Origin of the sequence: Rhizobium etli 8C-3 (genome assembly GCF_001908375.1) — a bacterium.
In the GTDB taxonomy this organism is placed as follows: domain Bacteria; phylum Pseudomonadota; class Alphaproteobacteria; order Rhizobiales; family Rhizobiaceae; genus Rhizobium; species Rhizobium etli_B.
Map to the genome: position 1 here is coordinate 2,929,209 of NZ_CP017241.1, position 22,329 is coordinate 2,951,537.

22 protein-coding genes are annotated in these 22,329 nt (G+C 60.7%); 6 read left to right on the forward strand and 16 right to left on the reverse strand.

What is annotated here, in order from left to right; translation table 11 throughout:
* Positions 1–118: 118 nt before the first annotated feature.
* Entirely contained in the window at positions 119–532 is a 414-nt protein-coding gene (locus AM571_RS14695; protein ID WP_074062039.1) for a cupin domain-containing protein, read from the reverse strand.
* Positions 533–631: 99 nt separating this feature from the next.
* Here AM571_RS14695 and AM571_RS14700 point away from each other — a divergent pair, with 99 nt between their 5' ends.
* The 6 genes from AM571_RS14700 to AM571_RS14725 all read left to right on the forward strand — a co-directional run bounded on the left by AM571_RS14700 (position 632) and on the right by AM571_RS14725 (position 9,371).
* Entirely contained in the window at positions 632–1,414 is a 783-nt protein-coding gene (locus AM571_RS14700) for an ABC transporter ATP-binding protein (RefSeq protein WP_074062040.1), read from the forward strand.
* Positions 1,415–1,426: 12 nt separating this feature from the next.
* On the forward strand, positions 1,427–2,311 hold the full coding sequence (locus AM571_RS14705; protein ID WP_074062041.1) for an ABC transporter permease: 885 nt from the start codon (positions 1,427–1,429) through the stop codon (positions 2,309–2,311).
* Entirely contained in the window at positions 2,308–3,435 is a 1,128-nt protein-coding gene (locus AM571_RS14710; protein WP_074062042.1) for an ABC transporter permease, read from the forward strand. Before AM571_RS14705 ends, AM571_RS14710 begins: the two co-directional genes overlap by 4 nt.
* Before the next feature lie 54 nt (positions 3,436–3,489).
* Positions 3,490–4,461 (forward strand): ABC transporter substrate-binding protein, encoded by a 972-nt coding sequence (locus AM571_RS14715; protein ID WP_074062043.1) that lies wholly within the window; start codon positions 3,490–3,492, stop codon positions 4,459–4,461.
* Between the two features lie 405 nt (positions 4,462–4,866).
* Positions 4,867–6,054: an efflux RND transporter periplasmic adaptor subunit gene (locus tag AM571_RS14720; protein WP_074062044.1), complete on the forward strand. Its 1,188-nt coding sequence runs from the start codon at positions 4,867–4,869 to the stop codon at positions 6,052–6,054.
* Between the two features lie 11 nt (positions 6,055–6,065).
* A complete protein-coding gene (locus AM571_RS14725) occupies positions 6,066–9,371 on the forward strand; it encodes an efflux RND transporter permease subunit (protein ID WP_074062045.1) in 3,306 nt (1,101 codons plus the stop codon).
* A gap of 616 nt (positions 9,372–9,987) precedes the next feature.
* Here AM571_RS14725 and ureG read toward each other — a convergent pair.
* The 15 genes from ureG to urtB all read right to left on the reverse strand — a co-directional run bounded on the left by ureG (position 9,988) and on the right by urtB (position 22,247).
* A complete protein-coding gene (gene ureG, locus AM571_RS14730) occupies positions 9,988–10,599 on the reverse strand; it encodes an urease accessory protein UreG (RefSeq protein ID WP_074062046.1) in 612 nt (203 codons plus the stop codon).
* Between the two features lie 76 nt (positions 10,600–10,675).
* The gene (locus AM571_RS14735) at positions 10,676–11,347 is read right to left on the reverse strand and encodes an urease accessory protein UreF (protein WP_074062047.1); all 672 of its coding nucleotides are present in this window, start codon (positions 11,345–11,347) and stop codon (positions 10,676–10,678) included.
* A 6-nt stretch (positions 11,348–11,353) separates the two neighbouring features.
* Positions 11,354–11,824 (reverse strand): urease accessory protein UreE, encoded by a 471-nt coding sequence (ureE, locus tag AM571_RS14740; protein ID WP_074062048.1) that lies wholly within the window; start codon positions 11,822–11,824, stop codon positions 11,354–11,356.
* A 79-nt stretch (positions 11,825–11,903) separates the two neighbouring features.
* Positions 11,904–12,770, reverse strand: a complete 867-nt coding sequence (locus AM571_RS14745) for a GGDEF domain-containing protein (RefSeq protein WP_074062049.1) — start codon at positions 12,768–12,770, stop codon at positions 11,904–11,906.
* A 343-nt stretch (positions 12,771–13,113) separates the two neighbouring features.
* The gene (gene ureC / locus AM571_RS14750; protein ID WP_074062050.1) at positions 13,114–14,826 is read right to left on the reverse strand and encodes an urease subunit alpha; all 1,713 of its coding nucleotides are present in this window, start codon (positions 14,824–14,826) and stop codon (positions 13,114–13,116) included.
* A 3-nt stretch (positions 14,827–14,829) separates the two neighbouring features.
* Entirely contained in the window at positions 14,830–15,453 is a 624-nt protein-coding gene (locus tag AM571_RS14755; RefSeq protein WP_074063262.1) for a Urease operon accessory protein, read from the reverse strand.
* A gap of 11 nt (positions 15,454–15,464) precedes the next feature.
* Positions 15,465–15,878 (reverse strand): lysozyme inhibitor LprI family protein, encoded by a 414-nt coding sequence (locus tag AM571_RS14760; protein WP_074062051.1) that lies wholly within the window; start codon positions 15,876–15,878, stop codon positions 15,465–15,467.
* Positions 15,879–15,901: 23 nt separating this feature from the next.
* Entirely contained in the window at positions 15,902–16,207 is a 306-nt protein-coding gene (locus tag AM571_RS14765; protein ID WP_022716977.1) for an urease subunit beta, read from the reverse strand.
* Positions 16,208–16,217: 10 nt separating this feature from the next.
* A complete protein-coding gene (locus AM571_RS14770) occupies positions 16,218–16,472 on the reverse strand; it encodes a DUF1272 domain-containing protein (protein WP_074062052.1) in 255 nt (84 codons plus the stop codon).
* Positions 16,473–16,482: 10 nt separating this feature from the next.
* A complete protein-coding gene (locus AM571_RS14775) occupies positions 16,483–16,785 on the reverse strand; it encodes an urease subunit gamma (protein ID WP_024315673.1) in 303 nt (100 codons plus the stop codon).
* 22 nt (positions 16,786–16,807) lie between these two features.
* Positions 16,808–17,629 carry an urease accessory protein UreD gene (locus AM571_RS14780; RefSeq protein WP_074062053.1) on the reverse strand — a complete coding sequence of 274 codons (822 nt, stop codon included), beginning with the start codon at positions 17,627–17,629 and terminating at the stop codon, positions 16,808–16,810.
* Between the two features lie 162 nt (positions 17,630–17,791).
* Positions 17,792–18,487: an urea ABC transporter ATP-binding subunit UrtE gene (urtE, locus tag AM571_RS14785; protein ID WP_074062054.1), complete on the reverse strand. Its 696-nt coding sequence runs from the start codon at positions 18,485–18,487 to the stop codon at positions 17,792–17,794.
* A 218-nt stretch (positions 18,488–18,705) separates the two neighbouring features.
* Positions 18,706–19,461: an urea ABC transporter ATP-binding protein UrtD gene (gene urtD / locus AM571_RS14790; RefSeq protein WP_074062055.1), complete on the reverse strand. Its 756-nt coding sequence runs from the start codon at positions 19,459–19,461 to the stop codon at positions 18,706–18,708.
* Positions 19,462–19,467: 6 nt separating this feature from the next.
* The gene (gene urtC, locus AM571_RS14795; protein ID WP_074062056.1) at positions 19,468–20,631 is read right to left on the reverse strand and encodes an urea ABC transporter permease subunit UrtC; all 1,164 of its coding nucleotides are present in this window, start codon (positions 20,629–20,631) and stop codon (positions 19,468–19,470) included.
* Positions 20,628–22,247 (reverse strand): urea ABC transporter permease subunit UrtB, encoded by a 1,620-nt coding sequence (urtB, locus tag AM571_RS14800; RefSeq protein WP_074062057.1) that lies wholly within the window; start codon positions 22,245–22,247, stop codon positions 20,628–20,630. Before urtB ends, urtC begins: the two co-directional genes overlap by 4 nt.
* Positions 22,248–22,329: the final 82 nt, after the last annotated feature.

Genomic DNA, 22,329 nt, shown 5'->3' on the forward strand with positions numbered 1-22,329 from the left:
CATCACCGTCGTTGAACGGCACAATACGCCTGGCGCTTTGACCGGGATCGACGAGCGTCCTCCATCCGATCTCCCTTTTGGCAGGGGAGATGCCCGGAAGGGCCGAGGGGAGGATTTTTCACCCCTCCACCAATCGATCCAGTTCCGGCAGCAGCACGACACTTTCCTGCTCGTTGGGATCTGTCCGCGCGATGATCGCGGTGCAAGGCGTGCTGCTAAGGTTCGCCGGCAGGTGCGGGACACCCTCCGGAATGTAAAACAGCTCGCCGGCATGGATGACGACATGATGCTCCAGCTCGTCGCCATACCAGGTGTGTGCTTCACCGGAGAGCATGTAGATCGCCGTTTCATGCGCCTCGTGCAGATGCGCCTTGGCGCGCACGCCCGGTGGGATCGTCAGAAGATGCATGCAGATGCCCTTCGCGCCGACCGTTTCGGCTGCAATGCCTTCAAAGTAGCTCAGCCCCTGCTTGCCGCTGTAGGCGTGGTTGGGGCGAATGATGTGGCAGGTGGGCTTTGACTTCGCGTCCATCGTCATTCTCCATGAATTTTGCCGCGGCAACGAAAACCGGCCATCATCATAGCACGCAAACCGCGGCGACGCGGGGAAAACAGGACTGGTAAAGCATCGATGCAAGCATCCGTCGTATCCGCAAAGGATCTCTGTCTCACCTACCAGACGAATGACGGGCCGGTGCATGCGCTGAGCGATGTCAATCTCGATGTCCGCAAGGGCGATTTCGTTTCTTTCATCGGCCCGTCCGGCTGTGGCAAGACGACCTTCCTGCGCGTCATCGCCGATCTGGAGAAGAAGACCTCAGGCGAGATCACCGTCAACGGCATGACACCGGACGATGCCCGCAAGGCGCGCGCCTATGGCTACGTCTTCCAGGCGCCGGCGCTCTATCCCTGGAGGACGATCGAGAAGAACATCGCGCTCCCCCTAGAGATCATGAGTTACGCCGCCGCCGACCAGAAGAAGCGCATCGCCGAGGCACTGGATCTCGTCAACCTCTCCGGCTTCGAGAAGAAATTTCCCTGGCAGCTTTCCGGCGGCATGCAGCAGCGTGCCTCGATCGCCCGCGCACTCGCTTTCGACGCCGACCTGCTGTTGATGGACGAGCCTTTCGGCGCACTCGACGAAATCGTCCGCGACCACCTCAACGAGGAGCTTTTGAAGCTTTGGGCGCGCACCAACAAGACAATCTGCTTCGTCACCCACTCGATCCCCGAAGCCGTCTACCTTTCCACGAAGATCGTCGTCATGTCCCCGCGCCCCGGCCGCGTCACCGACGTCATCGACTCCACGCTGCCGGCCGAGCGCCCCCTTGGCATCCGCGAAACTGCGGAATTCCTGAAAATCGCCCACCGCGTGCGTGAAGGGCTAAGGGCGGGGCATAGCTATGAGGAGTAGGAGGGCAGGCCTATGAAACCCGATACCCTCAAGGACAAATTCATTCCCGTCCTGACGATCCTGCTGGCGCTCATCGCCGTCTGGTATGCTGCAGCGATCCTCATGAACGCATCGTTCCAGCGGGACATGGACCAGCGCGGCAACGTCACCTCCACGGCAATGGAATTCGTCGAAAAGACGCTCTCGCAGCCCAAGCCGATCCTGCCGGCACCGCATCAGGTGGCGATCAATGTCTTCGAGAATACGTTCCTTAGAAAACTCTCCAGCAATCGCAGCCTCGTCTACCACGCCGGCGTAACACTGTCCTCGACGGTTCTCGGCTTTGGGCTTGGAACCCTGCTCGGCATCGCGATCGCCGTCGGCATCGTGCATATCAAGACGCTCGACCGCAGCCTGATGCCGTGGATCATCGCATCGCAGACGGTGCCGATCCTTGCGATCGCGCCGATGGTCATTGTCGTGCTCGGCGCGATCAACATTACCGGCCTGATCCCGAAGGCGCTGATCTCGACCTATCTCTCCTTCTTCCCCGTCGCGGTCGGAATGGTGAAAGGTCTGCGCTCGCCCGAGATCATGCATCTCGACCTGATGCGCACCTATAACGCGACCGCATTGCAAACCTTCTGGAAGCTGCGCGTCCCGGCCTCGATCCCTTTCCTCTTCACGTCGATGAAAGTGGCGATTGCCGCAAGCCTCGTCGGCGCAATCGTCGGAGAACTTCCGACAGGCGCGGTCGCCGGCATCGGTTCGAAGCTGCTGGCGGGCTCCTATTACAGCCAGACGATCGATATCTGGGCGGCACTCGTGGCAGGCTCCGTGCTGGCGGCCATGCTCGTTGCGATTGTCGGCCTGGTGTCTAAGATCGTCGATCGCGCCATGGGTGGGAGGCCGGCATGAAGATGCTGAATGTCTCCTGGCAGGCATTGATCGCTCTTTTTCTCTGCGCCGCGGCACTGCTCTGGCTGCCGCTCCTCGACCAAGCCGCCCCCCGCCCCTTCAGCGGCGAGACGGTGACACTTGTCGTCGTCATCGTCGCTGCATCCGCGCTCATTTCGGCAGCGCCTCTGCCGCGTCTCTATTCCGCGACCGTTCTGCTGATCGGCACCCATGGCGCCGCCTGGATGCTGCTTGCCGGCATTGCCGGCAACGAAGGCATGGCGGCGAAGTCGTTCTTCTTTCTGATCGCCGCCTGCTGGCTGCTCGCCTGGCGCTGCGTCACCGTACTTTGCGAGCTACAGCCCGCCTCCAATTTCAAAGCGTCGTTCCTGCGTCTGCTGATCCCTGCGATCTTCGGCGCCTGGATCCTGATTCTTTGGGAAACGGCAACCCGCGGGGCGGGCATTCCCTTCGTGCTCCTACCGCCGCCAAGCGCTATTGGCGCACGCATCGCCGGATCGCTGACGATCCTCGGCGAAGATATTCGGCAGACGATCTTCAAGGCCGTGCTGATCGGCTACGCCGTTGGCTGTGCCAGCGGCTTCGTCGTCGCGATTCTGGCCGATCGCGTGGCGTTCCTGCGCCGCGGCCTGCTGCCGATCGGCAACATGGTCTCGGCGCTGCCGATCATCGGCGTGGCGCCGATCATGGTCATGTGGTTCGGCTTCGACTGGCCGTCGAAGGCTGCAGTCGTCATTATCATGACCTTCTTCCCGATGCTGGTAAACACCGTCGCGGGCCTTTCCGCGTCCGGCAGCATGGAGCGCGACCTCATGCGCACCTATGCCTCGAACTACTGGCAGACGCTGCTGAAGCTCCGGCTTCCCGCAGCCATGCCTTTCATTTTCAATGCGCTGAAGATCAACTCGACGCTGGCGCTGATTGGTGCCATCGTTGCGGAATTCTTCGGAACGCCGATCGTCGGAATGGGCTTCCGCATCTCCACCGAGATCGGGCGCATGAATGTCGACATGGTCTGGGCCGAAATCGCCGTTGCGGCGTTGGCGGGCTCGATCTTCTATGGGGCCGTCGCCCTCGCCGAAAGGGCGGTGACTTTCTGGCATCCGTCTATCCGTGGTGGCTAGACGTCGCTTTATTCCCGCAAATGGGATGGGCATAACTTCAGAGGGAAAAGAAAAATGAAAAAACTGATGGTTGCAATGATGGCAAGCGCAATGTCGCTTGCGGCTGCCCATGCAATGGCCGCCGACAAGGTGACGCTGCAGCTGAAATGGGTCACGCAGAGCCAGTTTGCCGGTTATTACGTCGCCAAGGAGAAAGGCTACTACGAGGAAGAGGGCCTCGACGTCGACATCAAGCCGGGCGGTCCTGACATCGCACCCGAGCAGGTCATTGCCGGCGGCGGCGCCGACGTGATCGTCGACTGGATGGGCGGTGCGCTGGTTGCCCGCGAAAAGGGCGTACCGCTCGTCAATATCGCCCAGCCCTTCCAGAAGTCGGGCATGGAGATGATCTGCCGCAAGGACGGCCCGATCAAGTCCGAAGCCGACTTCAAGGGCCGCACCCTCGGCGTCTGGTTCTTCGGAAACGAATATCCGTTCTTCGCCTGGATGAACAAGCTCGGCCTCAAGACCGACGGCGGCCCGGATGGCGTGACCGTCCTCAAGCAGAGCTTCGACGTGCAGCCGCTCTTGCAGAAGCAGGCGGACTGCATCTCGGTCATGACCTACAATGAATACTGGCAGGCAATCGATGCGGGCTTCAAGCCGGAAGAGCTGATCGTCTTCAACTATACGGAAATGGGCAACGACCTTCTCGAAGACGGCCTCTATGCGATGGAGGACAAGCTCAAGGACCCGGCCTTCAAGGAAAAGATGGTCAAGTTCGTGAGAGCTTCGATGAAGGGCTGGAAATACTCGACCGAAAATCCGGATGAAGCAGCCGAGATCGTCGTCGATGCCGGCGGCCAGGACGAGAACCACCAGAAGCGCATGATGGGCGAGGTCGCCAAGCTGATCGGCGACGGCACCGGCAAGCTCGACCCGGCGCTCTACGATCGCACGGCCAAGGCTCTTCTCGACCAGAAGATCATCAACAAGGAGCCGTCCGGGGCCTGGACGCACGAAATTACCGAGGCGGCTGCGAAGTAATTCCAGCGAAACCGAAACGCGCGGGAAAGCCTCGCGCGTTTTCGGTTTTTAGCGTTCGTTCAAAAAAATCAGCGACCATGTCGCATCGGCAGACTTTCGCACGTCATAAGAACATACGGCTGCGATCAATCATCGGAATGACCACATAACCATGCGGTGATTGATCTGGACGTAAACGGCAATTAATATGTTCGGATAAGGGAATTATTTTCTGCCGGTCTTGCGCATCGAGCAAATCGGTACCAAGTACAAGCCGGATTTGCCGGAGGAGTGACTTCTCTGTAATAGAGACGGCAAACAATGCGGGAATGCCTCTGAGAACACAGAGACGAAATGGCCAGTTCGCGAGCTGAGGGACGACGCGCGATTTTGGCAGACTATGTCAGACAATTTGGATCACGACGCATGGCACGCACGCTGACTACACTACGCGCCTCCTCACTTTTGATCGCCGCGCTCGCGCTAACTCCCGCTTTCGCGCAGGAAACGGCAACCACGAAACCGCAGCAGAACCTGCCGGCGATCGTCGTGACCACCGCCAAAACGCGCACGCTCGTCGACCGTGTCGTTGCCACCGGCACCGTGAAGCCTGTCGAGGAAGTCTACATCCAGCCGCAGGTGGAGGGTCTTTCGATCCGCGCGTTGAATGCCGATGTCGGCGACAAGGTTGCAGCAGACAGCACGCTTGCAACGCTGAACGACGACGCCCTGCTCTTGCAAAAGAGCCAGATGGTGGCAACCAAGGCGAAAGGCGAAGCAACGCTTGCCCAGTTGCGGGCACAACTGGTCGAAGCGGAGGCGAACGCCGAGCAGGCCCGCCAGCAGCAGGCCCGCGCGCAGGAAATGGGCAAGAAGGGCACGGTTTCCACTGCCACGGTGGAACAGGCGGATGCCGCTGCCGCTTCTGCCAACGCCCGTGTGAAGTCCGCCGAGCAGGCCATCGCAGTCGCCCAGGCGGACCTCAAGGTTGTCGACAGCCAGATCGCCGACACGGATTTGAGGCTCGCCCGCACCGATGTGAGGACGCCAGTCGCAGGCACGGTTTCGGCAAAGAACGCCAAGGTCGGCGCGATCGCGCTGGGTTCGGGCGATCCACTCTTCACCGTCATTCGTGACGACGATATCGAGCTGGTGGCCGAAGTCGGCGAGAGCGATATCATCAAGATCGAGCCGGGCCAGAAGGCGACGATCTCACTTGCCGGCAGCCGCGACAAGCTTACGGGTTCGGTGCGCCTCGTTTCGCCAACGGTCGATTCGACCACCCGCCTCGGCTTCGTCCATATCCTCATCGATGATGACAGCAAGGCGCGTTCGGGCATGTACGGCAGCGCCGAGATCATCATGAAGACCACCGAGAACGTGGCCTTGCCGCTTTCGGCAGTCCTGACGAGCAGCGAAGGTTCGTCTGCCCGCAAGGTCGAAGACGGGGTCGTGAAATTCGCTGAAGTGGAAACCGGCATCCAGGACGGCGCCTATATTGAGATTGTGAAGGGCCTGAAGGACGGCGAGGAAGTCGTTGCCAAGGCCGGTGCTTATGTCCGCGACGGCGACCGCATTACGCCGGTTCGTGAACAGCCCGCTGCTTCCAACTGAGAGACGGCCCGATGAACTTTTCAGCCTGGTCCATCCGAAATCCCGTAGCCCCGCTGCTGCTTTTCGCACTGCTGCTTTTTGTCGGCATTCAGTCCTTCAACAAGCTGCCGATCACGCGCTTCCCGAACATCGACGTGCCGCTCGTCTCAATCACCGTGGCGCAGAGCGGCGCTTCGCCTGCCGAACTCGAAATGCAAGTGACCAAGGAGATCGAAGACGCCGTCGCCTCGATCAACGGCATCGACGAAATCCAGTCCACGGTCACCGACGGTCAGTCGCAAACCAACGTGATGTTCCGCATGGAAGTGCCGACGGAGCAGGCGGTCCAGGACACCAAAGACGCGATCGACCGCATCCGCAGCGACCTTCCGGCCAATGTCGAGGAACCGATCGTCGCCAAGGTCGATGTCGAAGGCCAGGCGATCCAGACCTTTGCCGTCTCCTCGCCAGACATGACGCTTGAGGAACTTTCCTGGTTCGTCGACGATACGATCAAGCGCGCACTCCAAGGTCAGGCCGGCATCGGCCGCGTTGACCGCTATGGCGGTGCCGATCGCGAAGTCCGCATCGAACTCAACCCGGACAAGCTGAACGCCTACGGCATCACCGCCGACAGCGTGAACAGGCAGTTGCACGGAACCAACGTCGACCTCGGCTCAGGACGTGGCCAGGTGGCAGGCAGCGAGCAGGCGATCCGCGTTCTCGGCGACGCCCGCAACGTGGCGGAGCTCGCCAATACGACCATCGCCCTGCCGAACGGACGTTTCGTCAAGCTCGCCGAACTCGGCGCCATCAAAGACACCTATCAGGAACCGAAGTCATTCTCGCGTTTCGACGACACGCCCGTCGTTACCTTCGGCGTCTTCCGCTCCAAGGGCGCCAGCGAAGTCAGCGTCGCCGAAACCGTGGCGCAAAGCCTCGACAAGGTCCGTGCGGAATATCCAAACGTCGGCATCGAGCTGATCAACGATTCCGTCTACTTCACCTACGGCAACTACGAAGCTGCCCTCCACACCTTGATGGAGGGCTCGCTGCTGGCGGTCGTCGTCGTGTTCCTGTTTTTGCGGAACTGGCGCGCAACGCTGATTTCGGCGATCGCCCTCCCCCTGTCCGCGATCCCGACTTTCTGGATCATGGACCTGATGGGCTTCTCGCTGAACCTCGTCAGCTTTCTGGCGCTCACCCTCGCGACAGGCATCCTCGTCGACGATGCGATCGTGGAAATCGAAAACATCGCCCGGCACATCAAGATGGGCAAAACGCCCTATCGGGCGGCGATCGAAGCGGCGGACGAAATCGGTCTCGCCGTCATCGCCACGACGTTCACGATCATTGCCGTCTTCGTACCGGTCTCGTTCATGCCGGGCATTCCTGGCCAGTACTTCATCCAGTTCGGCCTGACGGTCGCCTTTTCGGTGTTCTTCTCGCTCGTCGTGGCGCGCCTTATCACTCCGATGATGGCCGCCTACCTGATGCGCGCGCAAGACGGCCAAGACGACCACCATGACAATGACGGCCTCTTCTTCCGCGGCTATACGCGTCTCGTGCGCGCCACGACCGCCCGCTGGTGGACGCGATATGCGACGCTGTTTGCGGCAATCGCCTTCCTGATCGGTTCGGTAGCACTTCTTGCCCAGGTTCCGGGCAGCTTCCTGCCGCCGGAAGACGCGTCCCGCATCGTACTCTCTGTCGAGCTGCCGCCGAACGCAACGCTCGAAGACACCGAACAGACGTCCAACGCGATCTACAACAAGGTCAAGGACATCAACGGCGTCGAAAGCGTCTTCGTTCTCGGCGGCGCATCCCCCAAGGGCGACCTTGAACTGCGCCGTGCAACGATCACGCTTTCGCTCTTCAAGCTGGACCACTCGCTGGTGAAGAGGGTAATCAACGATGTCTTTGGCTCCATCCCGGTCATCGGCCCCTATCTGCCGAAGGTCGAGGTTCACGGTCGCGAACGTCCGCAATGGGATATCGAAAAGGAAGTCTTTGCCAGGGTGAAGGATATCCCGGACGTTCGAATCCTGAAGCTCAACGACCGCGGCGAGCGTGACCTGTCGTTCAACTTCCTGTCCAAGAACGAGAAGGATCTGAACGAGGCTGTCGGCCTTCTGGAATCGAAGCTGCGTGCAGAACCGCTGCTGGCAAACGTCAGTGCCGAAGGCGCCCTGCCGCGTCCGGAGCTGCAGGTCCGTCCGCGCAAGGACCAGGCCGCCCGCCTCGGCATCACGCCGCAGCAGATCTCCGATACGATCCGTGTCGCCACCATCGGCGACATCGATGCGGCGCTTGCCAAGATCAACCTCGACGACCGCCAGATCCCGATCCGCGTTCAGACGGCAATCGATATGCGGCGCAACCTTGCGGCCATCCGGGCGCTGAAGATCCAGACGGCGAGCGGAGCAATCGTGCCACTGTCGACCGTTGCCGACATCGACTATGCCGAAGGCGCGAGCTCGATCAAGCGCAACAACCGAAATCGCGTCGTCGCGATCGGCTCGGACCTGCCCCAGGGCGTGGCTCTCGATACGGCGTCGGCTCGCTTCCTGCAGATTGTCAAGGATACTCATATCCCATCGACCGTGCAGCTTGTCGAAAGCGGCGACACGAAGGTTCAGAAGGAAATGCAGCAGAGCTTCGTCAACGCGATGCTGATGGGCCTGATGCTGGTCCTGGCCGTCCTGATCCTGCTGTTCAAGGATGTGATCCAGCCGTTCACCATCCTGTTCTCGCTGCCGCTGGCAATCGGCGGCGTGGCGGTCGCTCTGATCATCACCAACAATCCGCTCTCGATGCCGGTTCTGATCGGCAACCTCATGCTGATGGGCATCGTGACGAAGAACGCCATCCTGCTCGTCGACTTCGCAATCGAAATGCGCCGTCACGGCATGACACGCGTCGAAGCTATGGTGGAGGCCGGCCGCAAACGCGCCCAGCCGATCATCATGACCTCGATCGCCATGTCCGCCGGCATGCTGCCCTCCGCACTCGGCGTCGGCGAAGGCGGTTCGTTCCGCGCGCCGATGGCGATCGCCGTGATCGGCGGCATCATCGTCTCGACGGTGCTCTCACTCGTCGTCGTGCCATCCTTCTTCCTGATCATGGACGACCTTTCGCTCCTGCTTGGCTGGCTCTTCGGCCGCCTCGTCGGCAAGAAGGACCAGGAGGAACTGGCGATGTCCAGAGAGGAACTGACGGAAGCCGTCGGCGCTCTCAACGAACGGGTGGAGGCGATCGAGAACCCGGAAGGCAAACGCAAGAGCGCCAATGCCAACGACAAGAACGTCCTCCGCCTGCCGCCTTTCGCAGCGGAGTAGGCTTGCAGTGAACATTGAAAGGCCGGGGCGACCTGGCCTTTTCATCGATGTGGAAATGGAACCGCGTAAGCTTTGTGCAGCAGCCGTTGCGAGCGGGTTTCATGTCAAAGATTTTCTGGCAGCGGGTCTCTTGCAGACCATTGCCGTCGGGCTTCTGGTCTCTCCACATGTCGACCTGACCGAGCAGCCAGCAAGGCGCCTGCGGATAGAACACCGGATACACGCGCCATGTTCAGCCAGAACGGCTCGATTGCGCAGCGGGCCCGCGCGGCATCTGGCAACCGCATCGTCCAGCTTTCAACGTCCGAAAAATTGGAACAGGTCCATCGATCAAAGACCGAGCTCAGGCCGGATTTCCCGGTCGCTTACCCGGTGGCGGATACGTCGCTTTCCGGCAGCCTGATTCTTCGGGCCAATGGCGGGAGTTCGAGGCAAGCGCCAATGTCGCATTACCAATCCAGCCCGAGGCCGCGCCGGACATCGACACGACCGGCGCATTCGAGTTTTCAGTTGGCCAGGAATTTCCGGAAACAGCCTTTCGTGCCCGTGGACGACGGCGAGGCTGACGAACGCTGTCGCCAATGTGGAGCTACCAGAACCTGGAACGCCTCAATTTTCAGAGCCCGCCCTGCTCCTTCAGGAAGCTGACGATCGGGCCGATGCCCTCGCCCCGCTTCATGTCGGAAAAGACGAAAGGACGCATCTCGCGCATGCGTGCAGCATCGCGGTCCATGACGTCGAGATCGGCGCCGACATAGGGCGCAAGGTCCTTCTTGTTGATTACCAAAAGGTCCGACCTTGTGATGCCCGGCCCGCCCTTGCGGGGGATTTCCTCGCCCTGGCAGACGGAGATCACATAGATGGTGATATCGGCCAGGTCGGGCGAAAATGTCGCTGCCAGATTGTCGCCGCCGGACTCGATGAAGACCACATCGAGGTCCGGAATACGGTTGTTCAGGCCAGCGATCGCCTGGAGATTGATCGTCGCATCTTCGCGGATTGCCGTATGCGGGCACCCGCCGGTTTCCACACCGACGATACGGTCAGACGGAAGCGCCTGCATGCGCATTAGCGCTTCGGCATCCTCGGTCGTGTAGATGTCATTGGTGACGACGGCGATGGAATAGTCGTCACGCATCGCCTTGCAGAGCTTCTCCGTCAGCGCCGTCTTTCCAGAGCCGACAGGCCCGCCGATGCCCACACGAAGAGGTCCGTTTCTCGATTTCATATGTCACACTCCAATTTGGCCGATGATAGCGCCTGGATTTCGGGGCTGCCACCGGCAAATGGCGCAGATGCTCCGATCAGGAACGGAAGAGCCTCGTCGTCTGCGTCTCGTGCCGCAGCGAGGCGATATCCGCCTGAACTGCCGCCGAACCCAGATCATCGAGCGTCGAGCCGGACGCACGATGAGCGGTCGCGGCAACGGCCTCTTCGAGACGCGCCAGGATAGCTGCGCCGTCCTTCTGCCCGGCAACGCCGAGCCGGATGCCCGCCGAGACCGATTGCGAGACATAGGCATGCAGGAAGGCTGCGAGCGCCTTTTGCAATTCGATGCCATGTGCGCCGGCGACGGCGCCGACTGCAACGGGATAGGCAATTGCCCGTGGCAGACGATCAAAGACGGTATCGGGCCAGGCGCGTGCCGCCTCCAGAAAGGCATCACCGAGCAGCGTGGTCTCCTGGTGGCGCTCCCGCGAGCCGGCAAGGGCCTCTGCCAGCGCGCCAATCTGCGCAAGCTCTCCTGCATCCGATTGCCCCCGCCAGCTCGCTGCAAAGAGCACGGCATCGTTCCAGATGCTCCCATGAGAAAGGAGCGTTTCGATCCATCCGTCCAGCGAGGCTGCATCTGTTACAAGCCTGTCATGGACGGCGCGCTCAAGGCCGCCTGAATAGGCGAATGCGCCGATCGGAAAGGCCGGCGAGAGCCATGCCATGAGACGCAGCAAGGCTTGCAGGTCGCCGCTCACCCTCATTGCAGTTTAGTCATGCGCGTGGCCGTGTCCATGTGAGTGGCCGCCGTGTGAGTGGTAGGCGCCGCGGGCGGGCTGGAAAGGCTCGGTGACCTCGCTGACCGTCGCGTCGAGCCCTTCGAGCATCGATCGGATCACGTGATCACGCAGGATCAGGATGCGCTCTTCTTCGATCTGAGCGCTGAGGTGGCGGTTTCCGAGGTGCCAGGCAAGCTCGATGAGATGCAGCCTATCCCGGCCCCTGATCTCGAAAAGCCTCTCGTCCGCAGCCTGGATTTCGATGAGCTCGCCGTCCTCAAGCACCAGCATGTCGCCGCTGGCAAACAGCACCGGCTCCTTCAGGTCCAGCATAACCATGTCGCCGTTTTCGAGATGCAGGAGCTTGCGGCGCAGATGCCTCAGATCATGCGGCAGGACGACTTTGCCGACAGGATGGGAAGACGGGGTTCCGGCCGTTAGATAGGAGGTGACGCGCTGCATGAGATGTCCGTTTCTGTGAGACCAAGACCATGCAAAATAGCGCCTGGCAGCGCAAGCACCAATGCTTTGGCAAGGGCTGTTATATGCCAAAGGCGCGCTGCGTATCGTCGTAATCCGGCACTGCACCCTGAACGCCAAGTCCGCTCTCGGCCAGATGATGATGCCATGTGTGGTTCAGCGCGTTCCTTTCGTGAACGACGCGGTTGCGGCCGAGCGCCTTTGCCAGATAAAGCGCCTTGTCGGCGGACGCGTAGACCGCCTCCTTGCTGCGCCCGGGTACAAGATCGGCGATACCGCCCGAAATGGTGATCGATATGTCGCAGCCGTCGGCGGCGATCGACCGTCGGGCAATCTGCGTCTTCACGGCTTCGATCCTCTGCAGCCGTTCTTCGAGGTCACCGCCTGAAACGATGACGCCGAACTCTTCGCCTCCGAGACGCGCAACGACCGAGGTACCGTCGAATGCCGAAGCGAGAATTGCGGAAACGCCAATGATGACAGCGTCGCCGCAGGCGTGGCCGAAACGGTCGTTGATCGCCTTGAAACGGTCGACGTCGAAAATCACCAGCGAGGCGCCGTCATCGATGCTGTCGAGCGCTTCGGCAAAGGCACGGCGGTTCAAGAGGCCGGACAGCATATCGATGCGGCTGAGTTTTTCGAACTCTGCGCGCGATAGCGTCAGCTGATACATGGCATGGCCGACGATCAGCGAAAGAATGCCGCACACAACGCCACTGAGAAGCCAGGACAGTGCAATGCTGTAGCTGATCGTGAGAGCGAGCGTGAACGGCAGCACGCCGAAAAAGGCAAGCGGCGGCATCACTGCGAGGATCAACAGCACCGACAGGATAACGGCGGCAAAACTCATTTTCAGAGCAAAGCTGAAAATCGTGCCGCGATGGTGAAAATTGCCAAGTTCAGCCTGGAGAAAAATCCAGCTCCTCATGAGAATCGACCTCCAGCTCGGCGTCCCCGGAGATATCTGATTAGAGCTCAACTCCTGCCGGCTTCTTAAGCGGATCGTTAAAATTGAAGCGAGTTTATACGATTTAATGTTGTATTCTTCAGGTCCGCTCAATACCGGCTGCAACCGGCGGAATCGGAAACCTCAAAAACAGGGCTAACGCATTGAAAAACAGAGGAATATTAGCAACTAGAAAGAATTCGGTATCGCAAAGGGGAGCAACTGTTGCCCGTGACAAAATTGCAGCGCTTTATACAACCATGTGACGAGTGTATTGACATGCGCTTTAAGAGCGCCGCCTCACGAAGCCGGCGCTCCTGTTGGTCTAAAAAAGAAAGTAGCGCTGCGCCATCGGCAGAACTGTTGCCGGTTCGCAGGTGAGCAGTTCGCCATCAGCGCGCACCTCATAGGTTTCCGGATCGACCTCGATATGCGGCGTCAGGCTGTTGTGGATCATCGATGCCTTGGAGATACCACCGCGGGTGTTCTTGACGGCAAGGAGATCCTTGGCGACACCCAGCCTTCCCTTCAGCCCGGCATCAAGCGAGGCCTTTGAAACGAAGGTGACGGAGGAATTGGTGAGGCTCTTGCCGTAAGAGGCAAACATCGGCCGGTAATGCACCGGCTGTGGCGTCGGGATGGAGGCGTTCGGATCGCCCATAGGTGCAGCCGCAATCGAGCCGCCGAGCAGCACCATGTCCGGCTTCACGCCGAAGAAGGCGGGATTCCATATGACGAGGTCGGCGCGCTTGCCGACTTCAATGGAGCCGATCTCATGGGAAAGGCCATGCGCAATCGCCGGATTGATTGTATATTTGGCGATGTAACGGCGGACACGGAAATTGTCATTGTCGCCCTTTTCCTCCTTCAGACGTCCGCGCTGGCGCTTCATCTTGTCGGCCGTCTGCCATGTGCGGATTGCCACCTCGCCAACACGGCCCATGGCCTGACTGTCCGACGAGATGATCGAGAAGGCTCCGATATCGTGCAGGATGTCTTCGGCTGCGATCGTTTCCTTGCGGATGCGGCTTTCGGCAAAGGCGATGTCTTCGGGGATCGACGGCGACAGGTGATGGCAGACCATCAGCATATCGAGATGTTCGGCGATCGTATTGACCGTGTAGGGCCGCGTGGGATTGGTCGAAGACGGGATCACGTTCGACTGGCCGCAGATCTTGATGATGTCCGGCGCGTGGCCGCCGCCTGCGCCTTCCGTGTGAAAGGCATGGATCGTGCGGCCCTTGATGGCGCCGATCGTGTCTTCGACAAATCCGCTTTCGTTTAACGTGTCGGTATGGATCATCACCTGCACGTCATATTGGTCGGCAACCGTCAGGCAGCAGTCGATCGCGCCGGGCGTCGTGCCCCAGTCTTCGTGCAGCTTCAGCGAGGTGGCGCCGGCAAGCACCATCTCCTCGAGCGCGCCAGGCAGCGATGCATTGCCCTTGCCGGCGAAGGCGAGGTTCATCGGGAAGGCATCGGCCGCTTCGATCATCCGGGCGAGGTGCCAGGGGCCGGGCGTGCAGGTCGTCGCCAATGTGCCATGCGCTGGGCCGGTACCGCCGCCGAGCATGCAGGTAAGACCGCTCATCAGCGCTTCTTCGATCTGCTGCGGGCAGATGAAGTGGATGTGGCTGTCCATCCCGCCGGCCGTCACGATCTTGCCTTCGCCTGCGATCGCCTCGGTGCCTGGACCGACGATGATGTTGACGCCCGGCTGGGTGTCGGGGTTGCCGGCCTTGCCGATCGCGACGATCCGTCCGTCCTTGAGCCCAATATCGGCCTTCACGATGCCGGTATGATCGACGATAACCGCATTGGTGATGACGGTATCGACCGCACCATTGGCGCGGGTCACCTGGCTCTGCCCCATGCCGTCGCGGATCACCTTGCCGCCGCCGAACTTCACCTCTTCGCCATAGGTCGTGAAATCCTTTTCGACCTCGATGAAGAGCTCGGTATCGGCGAGGCGTACCTTGTCGCCGACGGTCGGACCGAACATGCTGGCATAGGCGGCGCGGGAAATCTTGTGGGGCATCAATCAGGCTCCTTGGGAGGAAGAAAGAAAAGTGTCAGCAGGATGGCGCGTCAGCCGGCCATTGGCGATGTAGCTGTCGACAAGCTGCCTTTCGGCGGCGAAAGGATGCCATTCCCAGCCTGCGTGACTGAAGCCGGCAAGGCCGACCTCGACCTTAGGAAACCTGCGGAAGGTAGCGGCAATTGCAATCATACCGCTGCTCGGAACGACGTAAGGGGCGGGATCAAAGGGGGCAAGGGCGTCGTCGACTGCTTCATGAATCACTTTCTCAACGACCATATGTTCCTTGCCAGCGTTCTGGCAGAAGACGTTGAAGTGACTCGTATAATCGTCGCAGAAATCGTCGAGCTCGGGATGCGAAGCAGCAAGGGGCGCACGCAAGACGGCGAATTTTTCGGGATCGCGCACGCTCCAGATTTCCGCAGCCTCCATGACGGCCGGGTGCATCCGCCACGTATTTGAACCCAGCATCGCCTTGGCCGGACGCCCGGTGTTGCAGACGGCTACGACGTCGGTGCGGCCGGGGCTTGCGGCATAGGAGCGGCATTCGTTGAAACGGATGACGAAGTCCGCAGCCGCGATTGCCGCTGCTCCCTCCTCGCCGATTTCCCCATTGCCGACGATCATGATCTTGCAGCTCACCTCAATCCCACCGCATCGGAAAGCTCTTTGAGCTGTTTTGTGCGTTCTTCGCTCAGGTTGGCAAGACAACCTGCCACCAGCATCGGCTCCATCGTGCCGCCGCGCGCCTGGAAGCCGTAAGCCTCGCACTGGGCATCCCGATAGGAAATCCAGGCGCGCTGCGCCGTTAGCAGCGCCTTTTCGGCTCCGCGATCCTTCTCGTCCAGATCCTTGTCGGTCGCCGCAAGCGCCGCACGCGTCTTCTTCCACTGCTCGTTCAGCGCCGTGTCTGCCGCCTCGTATCGGGACTGCTCGCAGAAAGTCATGTCGGCCTGCGTCTTCGGGGCCTTGCAATCCGGCTCTTGGGCCTGTGCGGCACCGGCCACGATCATTCCCGCCGCAGCGCCGGTCAGGTACCAATTCAACCGCATCGATTTCCTCCCGCTTTTTCTTCTCAGAGCTTGCCCATCACGAGCTGGCGGAAGCCATAGACCTCGCGCTTGCCTGACAGAGGGATCAGCGTCACGGAACGCGTCTGACCCGGCTCGAAACGCACGGCGGTGCCCGCCGGGATGTCGAGGCGCATGCCCTGCACCTTGTCGCGGTCGAAGGAAAGACCGGCATTGGTTTCGGCAAAATGGTAGTGGCTGCCGACCTGCACCGGGCGATCGCCGGTGTTCGACACTTCAATGGTGACGGTCGGTGCACCGGCGTTCAATTCGATGTCGCCGCTTGCGGCAATGATTTCGCCTGGGATCATCTTCTTTTCCTCACGCCGCCTTCACGGGCATGCAGCCCTGGGCCTTCAAGATACGTTTCGTCGACGCCGGATATCTGGCGAGCATGGCGGCCGGACGCACCGGGCGGCAAGAAAACTCACCACCGCAATTGGGGCATTGGCCCTGAAGCACACCGTCGGCGCAATCAGCGCAGAAGGTGCACTCGAAAGTGCAGATCATCGCCTCGCGGCTTTCCGGCGGCAGGTCCTTGTCGCAGCATTCGCAGTTCGGACGAAGTTCGAGCATTGCGACCTCCTCAGCGGATCGGTTCGTGGACGGTGACGAGCTTGGTGCCATCCGGGAAGGTCGCTTCCACCTGCACATCATGGATCATCTCGGCGACGCCCTCCATCACCTGATGCCGGCCGATCACATGAGCGCCCGCTTCCATCAGTTCTGCGACCGGGCGGCCGTCACGGGCGCCTTCCACGACAAAGTCGGTGATCAGCGCGATCGCTTCGGGATGATTGAGCTTCACACCGCGTTCCAGCCGGCGTCGCGCCACCATCGCCGCCATGGAAATCAGCAGCTTGTCTTTTTCTCTCGGAGTGAGGTTCATCGTCCATCCATCTGCTTAGAAACTAGAGATTCCAGACTTTCGGCACAGGCGCACCGTTGCGCAAGGCGGAAATGACCGGGATCAGGATTTTTCTGAGAACAAAGCCGTCAGCGGCTGCAGCGCGCACGACGAGCTTGCCGTTCCAGGCGCTGGCGCCTGCCGCATGTCCGTCGAGCAGTGGGCGCATTTTCGCGAGATAGGCTTCTGCAAGGGGCCCGGCATAAAGCAAGGTTGCAAAAGCCACCTGCCCACCGAGGACGGGCTGGCGAGCAGTCAGCGCGCCGATCGCGCCGTCAAGCCGCAACTCCTCGGCATGGATCAGCTTGCCAGCGCGCCTGATCCGCCAGCGATCACGGAAAAGGCCGGTCTCCATCTTCTCTCCCATCGCCTTGCGGCCGAGCAGGATCGCCTCGACGGCCAGGAATTGCGCCGTCTCGCTTAGATCGACGTCGAGGCGACGCGACAGCGAAGCGCGATCGAACAGGATCGTCTCCTGCGGCAGCCAGTCGACCCGTGCATCTGCACCGACCGCGATCGTTGTCGTCACTTCGGCCGTTCCAGCGGACGCCTTGTAGATCTTCTCGCAGGCCTGTGTCGTCACGTCGATACGCGTCATCGGGCCTGCAACGACGCTCCAGTTCATCTCGTCGCCGCCGGTGAGCCCGCCCGCCGTATTGATGATGACGGCCTCCATGGAAGCATCGAAAGTCTGCGGCAGGCGTATCTTGGCGGCACCTTCCTGATAGAGTTCGCGGATGCGCGTGCGCCCGTCAAGCAGCTTGGCCGAAAGGTGCCCGCGCCCCTGCGCCCTTTGTGGCCTGGTGTTTGCCGCCGCGATCGTCATTCCATCCCCTTTGTGCCTTCGCCGTTTGCCCGGCCGTTCTCATTCAATGCCGCAAATAACTGAAAGCAAGCAATTTTTATGCCGCCTGCCGATCTCAAAGGAACGGCGGCAGACGCGGCTGCTCAGGAAATGGAAGCTGCCTTGGAAAGCGGCATATGCCGTTCAGACGGTCAGGTGGCGCCTGGCCTCGGGCGTATCGAGCGTTTCTGCCGACCCCTCGTGGACGACCTCGCCGCGGTCCATGATGTAGACGTAGTCGCCAAGCTCACGGCAGAAGTCGAGATACTGCTCCACGAGCAGGATTGCCATGCCGGTTGAATCGCGCAGATAGCGGATCGCCCGGCCGATGTCCTTGATGATCGACGGCTGGATGCCTTCGGTCGGCTCGTCCAGCACCAGGATCTTCGGCCGCGTCACCATCGCCCGGCCGATTGCCAATTGCTGCTGCTGGCCGCCAGAAAGATCGCCGCCGCGACGCGACAACATCGACCTCAGCACCGGGAAGAGGCTGAAGATATCGTCGGGGATGTTGCGGTCGCGGCGGCCAAGCGGAGCAAAGCCGGTTTCAAGATTTTCCTTGACGGTGAGCAGCGGGAAAATCTCGCGCCCCTGCGGCACATAGCCGATACCCTGCTTGGCGCGCGCATAAGGCGGCATGCCGTTCAACGCCACGTCATTGAAGCTCACCGTTCCGGCCGAGAGCGGATGCTGGCCGGTGACGGCGCGGAGAAGAGAGCTCTTCCCCACACCGTTCCGCCCCAGCACGCAAGTGATCTTGCCCATCTGCGCCTTGATCGAGATGCCGCGCAACGCTTGTGCGGCGCCATAATGAAGGTTTGCGTTTTCAACTGTCAGCATGAGGCCGCCTCCTGGCGCGTTGCGGGTTCAAAGATTTCTCCCCAACCGTTCGCACGAGAGGCGGTGGCTGACTTGGAGCTACCGTCTTGGTTTCCATCAACCCGCAAAGGCGGACGATCACGGCAATGAGCGAGCGACCCGGTTAAACTCCTCCCTCCTTTGCGAAGGGGTTGGGGAAAGCACAAAGCCCCACCAACGACAAACAGATCAATCATCCTTCAGCGCCCCAAATAATTCTCGATCACCTTCGCATCGGAACTCACGAAATCGATCGATCCCTCGGCAAGCACGGACCCTTCCGCCAGGCAGGTGACCTTTACGCCGAGGTCGCGGATGAAGCCCATGTCGTGCTCGACGACGACGACGGAGCGGGTCTTGGCGATTTCCCGCAGCAGGATTGCCGTCTCCACGGTTTCGGCATCGGTCATGCCGGCAACCGGCTCGTCGACCAGCAGCAGCTTCGGCTCCTGTGCAAGCAGCATGCCGATCTCCAGCCATTGCTTCTGCCCGTGAGACAGACTGGCTGCCAGATCGCCGCTGCGATTCGTCAGCCGCACGGTCTTCAAGATTTCCTCGATGCGCGCCTTGTCTTCAGACGAGAGGCGATAAAAGAGCGTCGGGAAAACGCCGCGCTTGCGATTGAGTGCCAGCTCCAGATTGTCCCAGACCGTATGGCTTTCGAAGACCGTGGGCTTCTGGAATTTGCGGCCTATGCCGAGTTGGGCGATATCGGCTTCATCTTTCTTCGTGAGGTCGATATCGCCGTTGAAATAAACCTCGCCCTCATCGGGCCGCGTCTTGCCGGTGATGATGTCCATCATCGTCGTCTTGCCGGCACCGTTGGGGCCGATGATGGCGCGAAGCTCGCCGGGCTCGATGACGATCGAAAGCGAGTTCAGCGCTTTGAAGCCGTCGAAGGACACCGAGACGTTGTTGAGGTAGAGCACGCTGTTGGGTTTGATATCCGGTATCATGGCCGCTCACTCCGCTGCCTGGATTTTCGCGTCGACGCCTTCTTCCTGAAAAGCAGGCGGCGCCGTTTCCGTCCTCGACTTCTTCTTGCCGAGGAATTGGGCGATCGTGCCGACGATACCTTTCGGCAGGAACAGCGTGACGGCAACGAAGAGACCGCCGAGCGCAAAGAGCCAGAACTCAGGAAAAAGTCCGGTGAAGATGGTTTTGCCGCCATTGACCAGAATCGCACCGATAATCGGCCCGATCAGCGTCGAGCGGCCGCCGACGGCCGTCCAGATGACGACCTCGATGGAGTTTGCCGGTGCGAATTCTCCAGGATTGATGATGCCGACCTGCGGCACGTAGAGCGCGCCTGCAATGCCCGCCATCATCGCCGAGACGACAAAGGTGAAGAGCTTGAAGTGTTCGACGCGGTAGCCGAGGAAGCGCGTCCGGCTTTCCGCATCGCGCACACCGACCAGCACCTTGCCGAACTTCGAACGCACGATGGCCGAAGCAATCAGCAGGGACAGCGCCAGGAGGGTTGCGGTCGCGGCGAAGAGCGCTGCGCGCGTTCCGTCGGCCTGTACGTTGAAGCCGAGGATGTCCTTGAAGTCGGTCATGCCGTTATTGCCGCCGAAGCCCATGTCGTTGCGGAAGAAGGCAAGCAGCAGCGCATAGGTCATGGCCTGGGTGATGATCGACAGATAGACGCCGTTCACTCTGCTCCGGAAGGCGAACCAGCCGAAGACGAAGGCGAGCAGCCCAGGCACCACCAGCACCATCAGCGCTGCAAACCAGAACTGGTCGAAGCCGTACCAGAACCAGGGCAGTTCTTTCCAGTTCAGAAACACCATGAAGTCGGGCAGGATCGGGTCGCCATAAACGCCGCGCGACCCGATCTGGCGCATCAGATACATGCCCATCGCATAACCGCCGAGTGCGAAGAAGGCGCCGTGACCGAGCGAAAGGATGCCGCAAAAACCCCAGACCAGGTCGAGTGCCAGGGCCAACAAAGCATAGGTGAGGTACTTGCCGAACAGCGCCATGATGTAGGTCGGGATATGCAATGTATTGTCCGGACCCGTCATGAGGTTCAGAACCGGCACCAGCACGGCGACCGTGAGCAGAATGGCGACGGCAATGGAAATCTTGCGATCGAGAGACCGGAGAAGGAAGGCCGTAATCATGCTTCCACCGCCCTTCCTTTGAGTGCGAAGAGCCCGCGCGGACGCTTCTGGATGAAAAGGATGATGAGGACGAGCACGAGGATCTTGCCGAGCACCGCGCCGGCGAAGGGCTCGAGGAACTTGTTGACGACGCCGAGCGACAACGCGCCCACCAACGTGCCCCAAAGATTGCCGACGCCGCCGAAGACCACGACCATGAAGCTGTCGATGATGTAGCTCTGGCCAAGGTTCGGCGAGACGTTGTCGATCTGCGAGAGCGCTACACCCGCCATGCCGGCGATGCCGGAGCCGAGCGCGAAGGTGAAGGCATCGACCCAACCGGTGCGGATTCCCATCGACGAAGCCATGCGGCGGTTCTGCGTGACCGCGCGCATCTGCAGACCGAAGTCGGAGCGCTTCAAGAGCAGCAGCAACGTCACGAAGACCATCATTGAAAAGACGATGATCCACATGCGGTTCCAAGTGATTGACAGCCCGCCGAGTTCGAAGGCGCCGGACATCCAGCTTGGATTGCGCACTTCGCGATTGGTCGGGCCGAAGATCGTGCGAACCGCCTGCTGCAGGATAAGCGATACGCCCCATGTCGCCAGCAACGTTTCGAGCGGGCGGCCGTAAAGATAACGGATGACCATGCGCTCAATGACGAGGCCGACGAAGCCAGTGAAGACAAAGGCCGCCGGAATCGCAATCACCAGCGAATAGGTTGCAAGTTGGGGAAAGCTCGATGCGATGTGTTCCTGCACGACATAGGTAGTGTAAGCGCCGATCATCACCATTTCGCCATGGGCCATGTTGATGACGCCCATGACACCGAAGGTGATGGCAAGCCCGATTGCCGCCAGCAGCAGCACCGAGCCGAGCGACAGGCCGTACCAGACGTTCTGCACGATATCCCAGAGCGCCAGGTTGCGCTTGATACTGGCGATATTGGCCTCGATGCCGGCCTTCAGGTCGTCGGGTGCAGTCTCCATCGCGGTGGTCAGGATGGTGAGTGCGTTGCGGTCTCCGCGAGCCGCGATTGTATCGATCGCCGACTTCTTGTCTTCGGCGCTGACATCGCTCTTCAGCATCATGACGGCGCGGGCCGCTTCCATCGTATTCTTGATTTCGGCATCTTTTTCATCGGCGAGTGCCGCGTTCAGAAGCTGAAGATTGGAAGGGTCGGAATCCTTCAGCAGCCCCTGAGCGGCTGCAAGCCTTGCGGAACGGTCCGGGCTCAGCAGCGTCAGCGTGCTCATGGCGCTGGCGATCACGCCACGCAGGGAATTGTTGATCTTGACCTTGGACATGTAGTCGGGATCGATATCGGCGACAGCCTGGCCGGTGATCGGGTCGGAATAGGTCGGCTCGTCGTCGGTGCCACCCAGCAGGAGAACTGGCCCGCCTTCTTCGGAATTCACGTAAAGCTGGCCGTCGCTCAGCTGCTGCAGGATCTGGCCGACGTGCAGATCTCCTGAAGCCACAAGAGCCTTGATGGCGGCTTCGCGCTCCTGAAAGCCGCCGGCACCGAGCGCATCGACAAGAGCGTGGACATCGTCCTGGGCCTCGAGCGCCGTGGCGAAGGCCGGCAGGGCAAGGCAGATCGTCAGAAGGAAAATCTTGATGGCGCGAAACATGGGCTCTCTCGCCTGGCTTGTCGTTGGCCTTGTGGGCGGCAATCGCTCGGGACTGGACTTCCGCCCGGACAAGGGATCCGGA

Coding starts and splice junctions, on each gene's coding strand:
- AM571_RS14695 (WP_074062039.1), bottom strand. CDS start 532: ATGGACGCGAAGTCAAAGCCCACCTGCCACATCATTCGCCCCAACCAC.
- AM571_RS14700 (WP_074062040.1), top strand. CDS start 632: ATGCAAGCATCCGTCGTATCCGCAAAGGATCTCTGTCTCACCTACCAG.
- AM571_RS14705 (WP_074062041.1), top strand. CDS start 1,427: ATGAAACCCGATACCCTCAAGGACAAATTCATTCCCGTCCTGACGATC.
- AM571_RS14710 (WP_074062042.1), top strand. CDS start 2,308: ATGAAGATGCTGAATGTCTCCTGGCAGGCATTGATCGCTCTTTTTCTC.
- AM571_RS14715 (WP_074062043.1), top strand. CDS start 3,490: ATGAAAAAACTGATGGTTGCAATGATGGCAAGCGCAATGTCGCTTGCG.
- AM571_RS14720 (WP_074062044.1), top strand. CDS start 4,867: ATGGCACGCACGCTGACTACACTACGCGCCTCCTCACTTTTGATCGCC.
- AM571_RS14725 (WP_074062045.1), top strand. CDS start 6,066: ATGAACTTTTCAGCCTGGTCCATCCGAAATCCCGTAGCCCCGCTGCTG.
- ureG (WP_074062046.1), bottom strand. CDS start 10,599: ATGAAATCGAGAAACGGACCTCTTCGTGTGGGCATCGGCGGGCCTGTC.
- AM571_RS14735 (WP_074062047.1), bottom strand. CDS start 11,347: ATGAGGGTGAGCGGCGACCTGCAAGCCTTGCTGCGTCTCATGGCATGG.
- ureE (WP_074062048.1), bottom strand. CDS start 11,824: ATGCAGCGCGTCACCTCCTATCTAACGGCCGGAACCCCGTCTTCCCAT.
- AM571_RS14745 (WP_074062049.1), bottom strand. CDS start 12,770: ATGAGGAGCTGGATTTTTCTCCAGGCTGAACTTGGCAATTTTCACCAT.
- ureC (WP_074062050.1), bottom strand. CDS start 14,826: ATGCCCCACAAGATTTCCCGCGCCGCCTATGCCAGCATGTTCGGTCCG.
- AM571_RS14755 (WP_074063262.1), bottom strand. CDS start 15,453: ATGATCGTCGGCAATGGGGAAATCGGCGAGGAGGGAGCAGCGGCAATC.
- AM571_RS14760 (WP_074062051.1), bottom strand. CDS start 15,878: ATGCGGTTGAATTGGTACCTGACCGGCGCTGCGGCGGGAATGATCGTG.
- AM571_RS14765 (WP_022716977.1), bottom strand. CDS start 16,207: ATGATCCCAGGCGAAATCATTGCCGCAAGCGGCGACATCGAATTGAAC.
- AM571_RS14770 (WP_074062052.1), bottom strand. CDS start 16,472: ATGCTCGAACTTCGTCCGAACTGCGAATGCTGCGACAAGGACCTGCCG.
- AM571_RS14775 (WP_024315673.1), bottom strand. CDS start 16,785: ATGAACCTCACTCCGAGAGAAAAAGACAAGCTGCTGATTTCCATGGCG.
- AM571_RS14780 (WP_074062053.1), bottom strand. CDS start 17,629: ATGACGATCGCGGCGGCAAACACCAGGCCACAAAGGGCGCAGGGGCGC.
- urtE (WP_074062054.1), bottom strand. CDS start 18,487: ATGCTGACAGTTGAAAACGCAAACCTTCATTATGGCGCCGCACAAGCG.
- urtD (WP_074062055.1), bottom strand. CDS start 19,461: ATGATACCGGATATCAAACCCAACAGCGTGCTCTACCTCAACAACGTC.
- urtC (WP_074062056.1), bottom strand. CDS start 20,631: ATGATTACGGCCTTCCTTCTCCGGTCTCTCGATCGCAAGATTTCCATT.
- urtB (WP_074062057.1), bottom strand. CDS start 22,247: ATGTTTCGCGCCATCAAGATTTTCCTTCTGACGATCTGCCTTGCCCTG.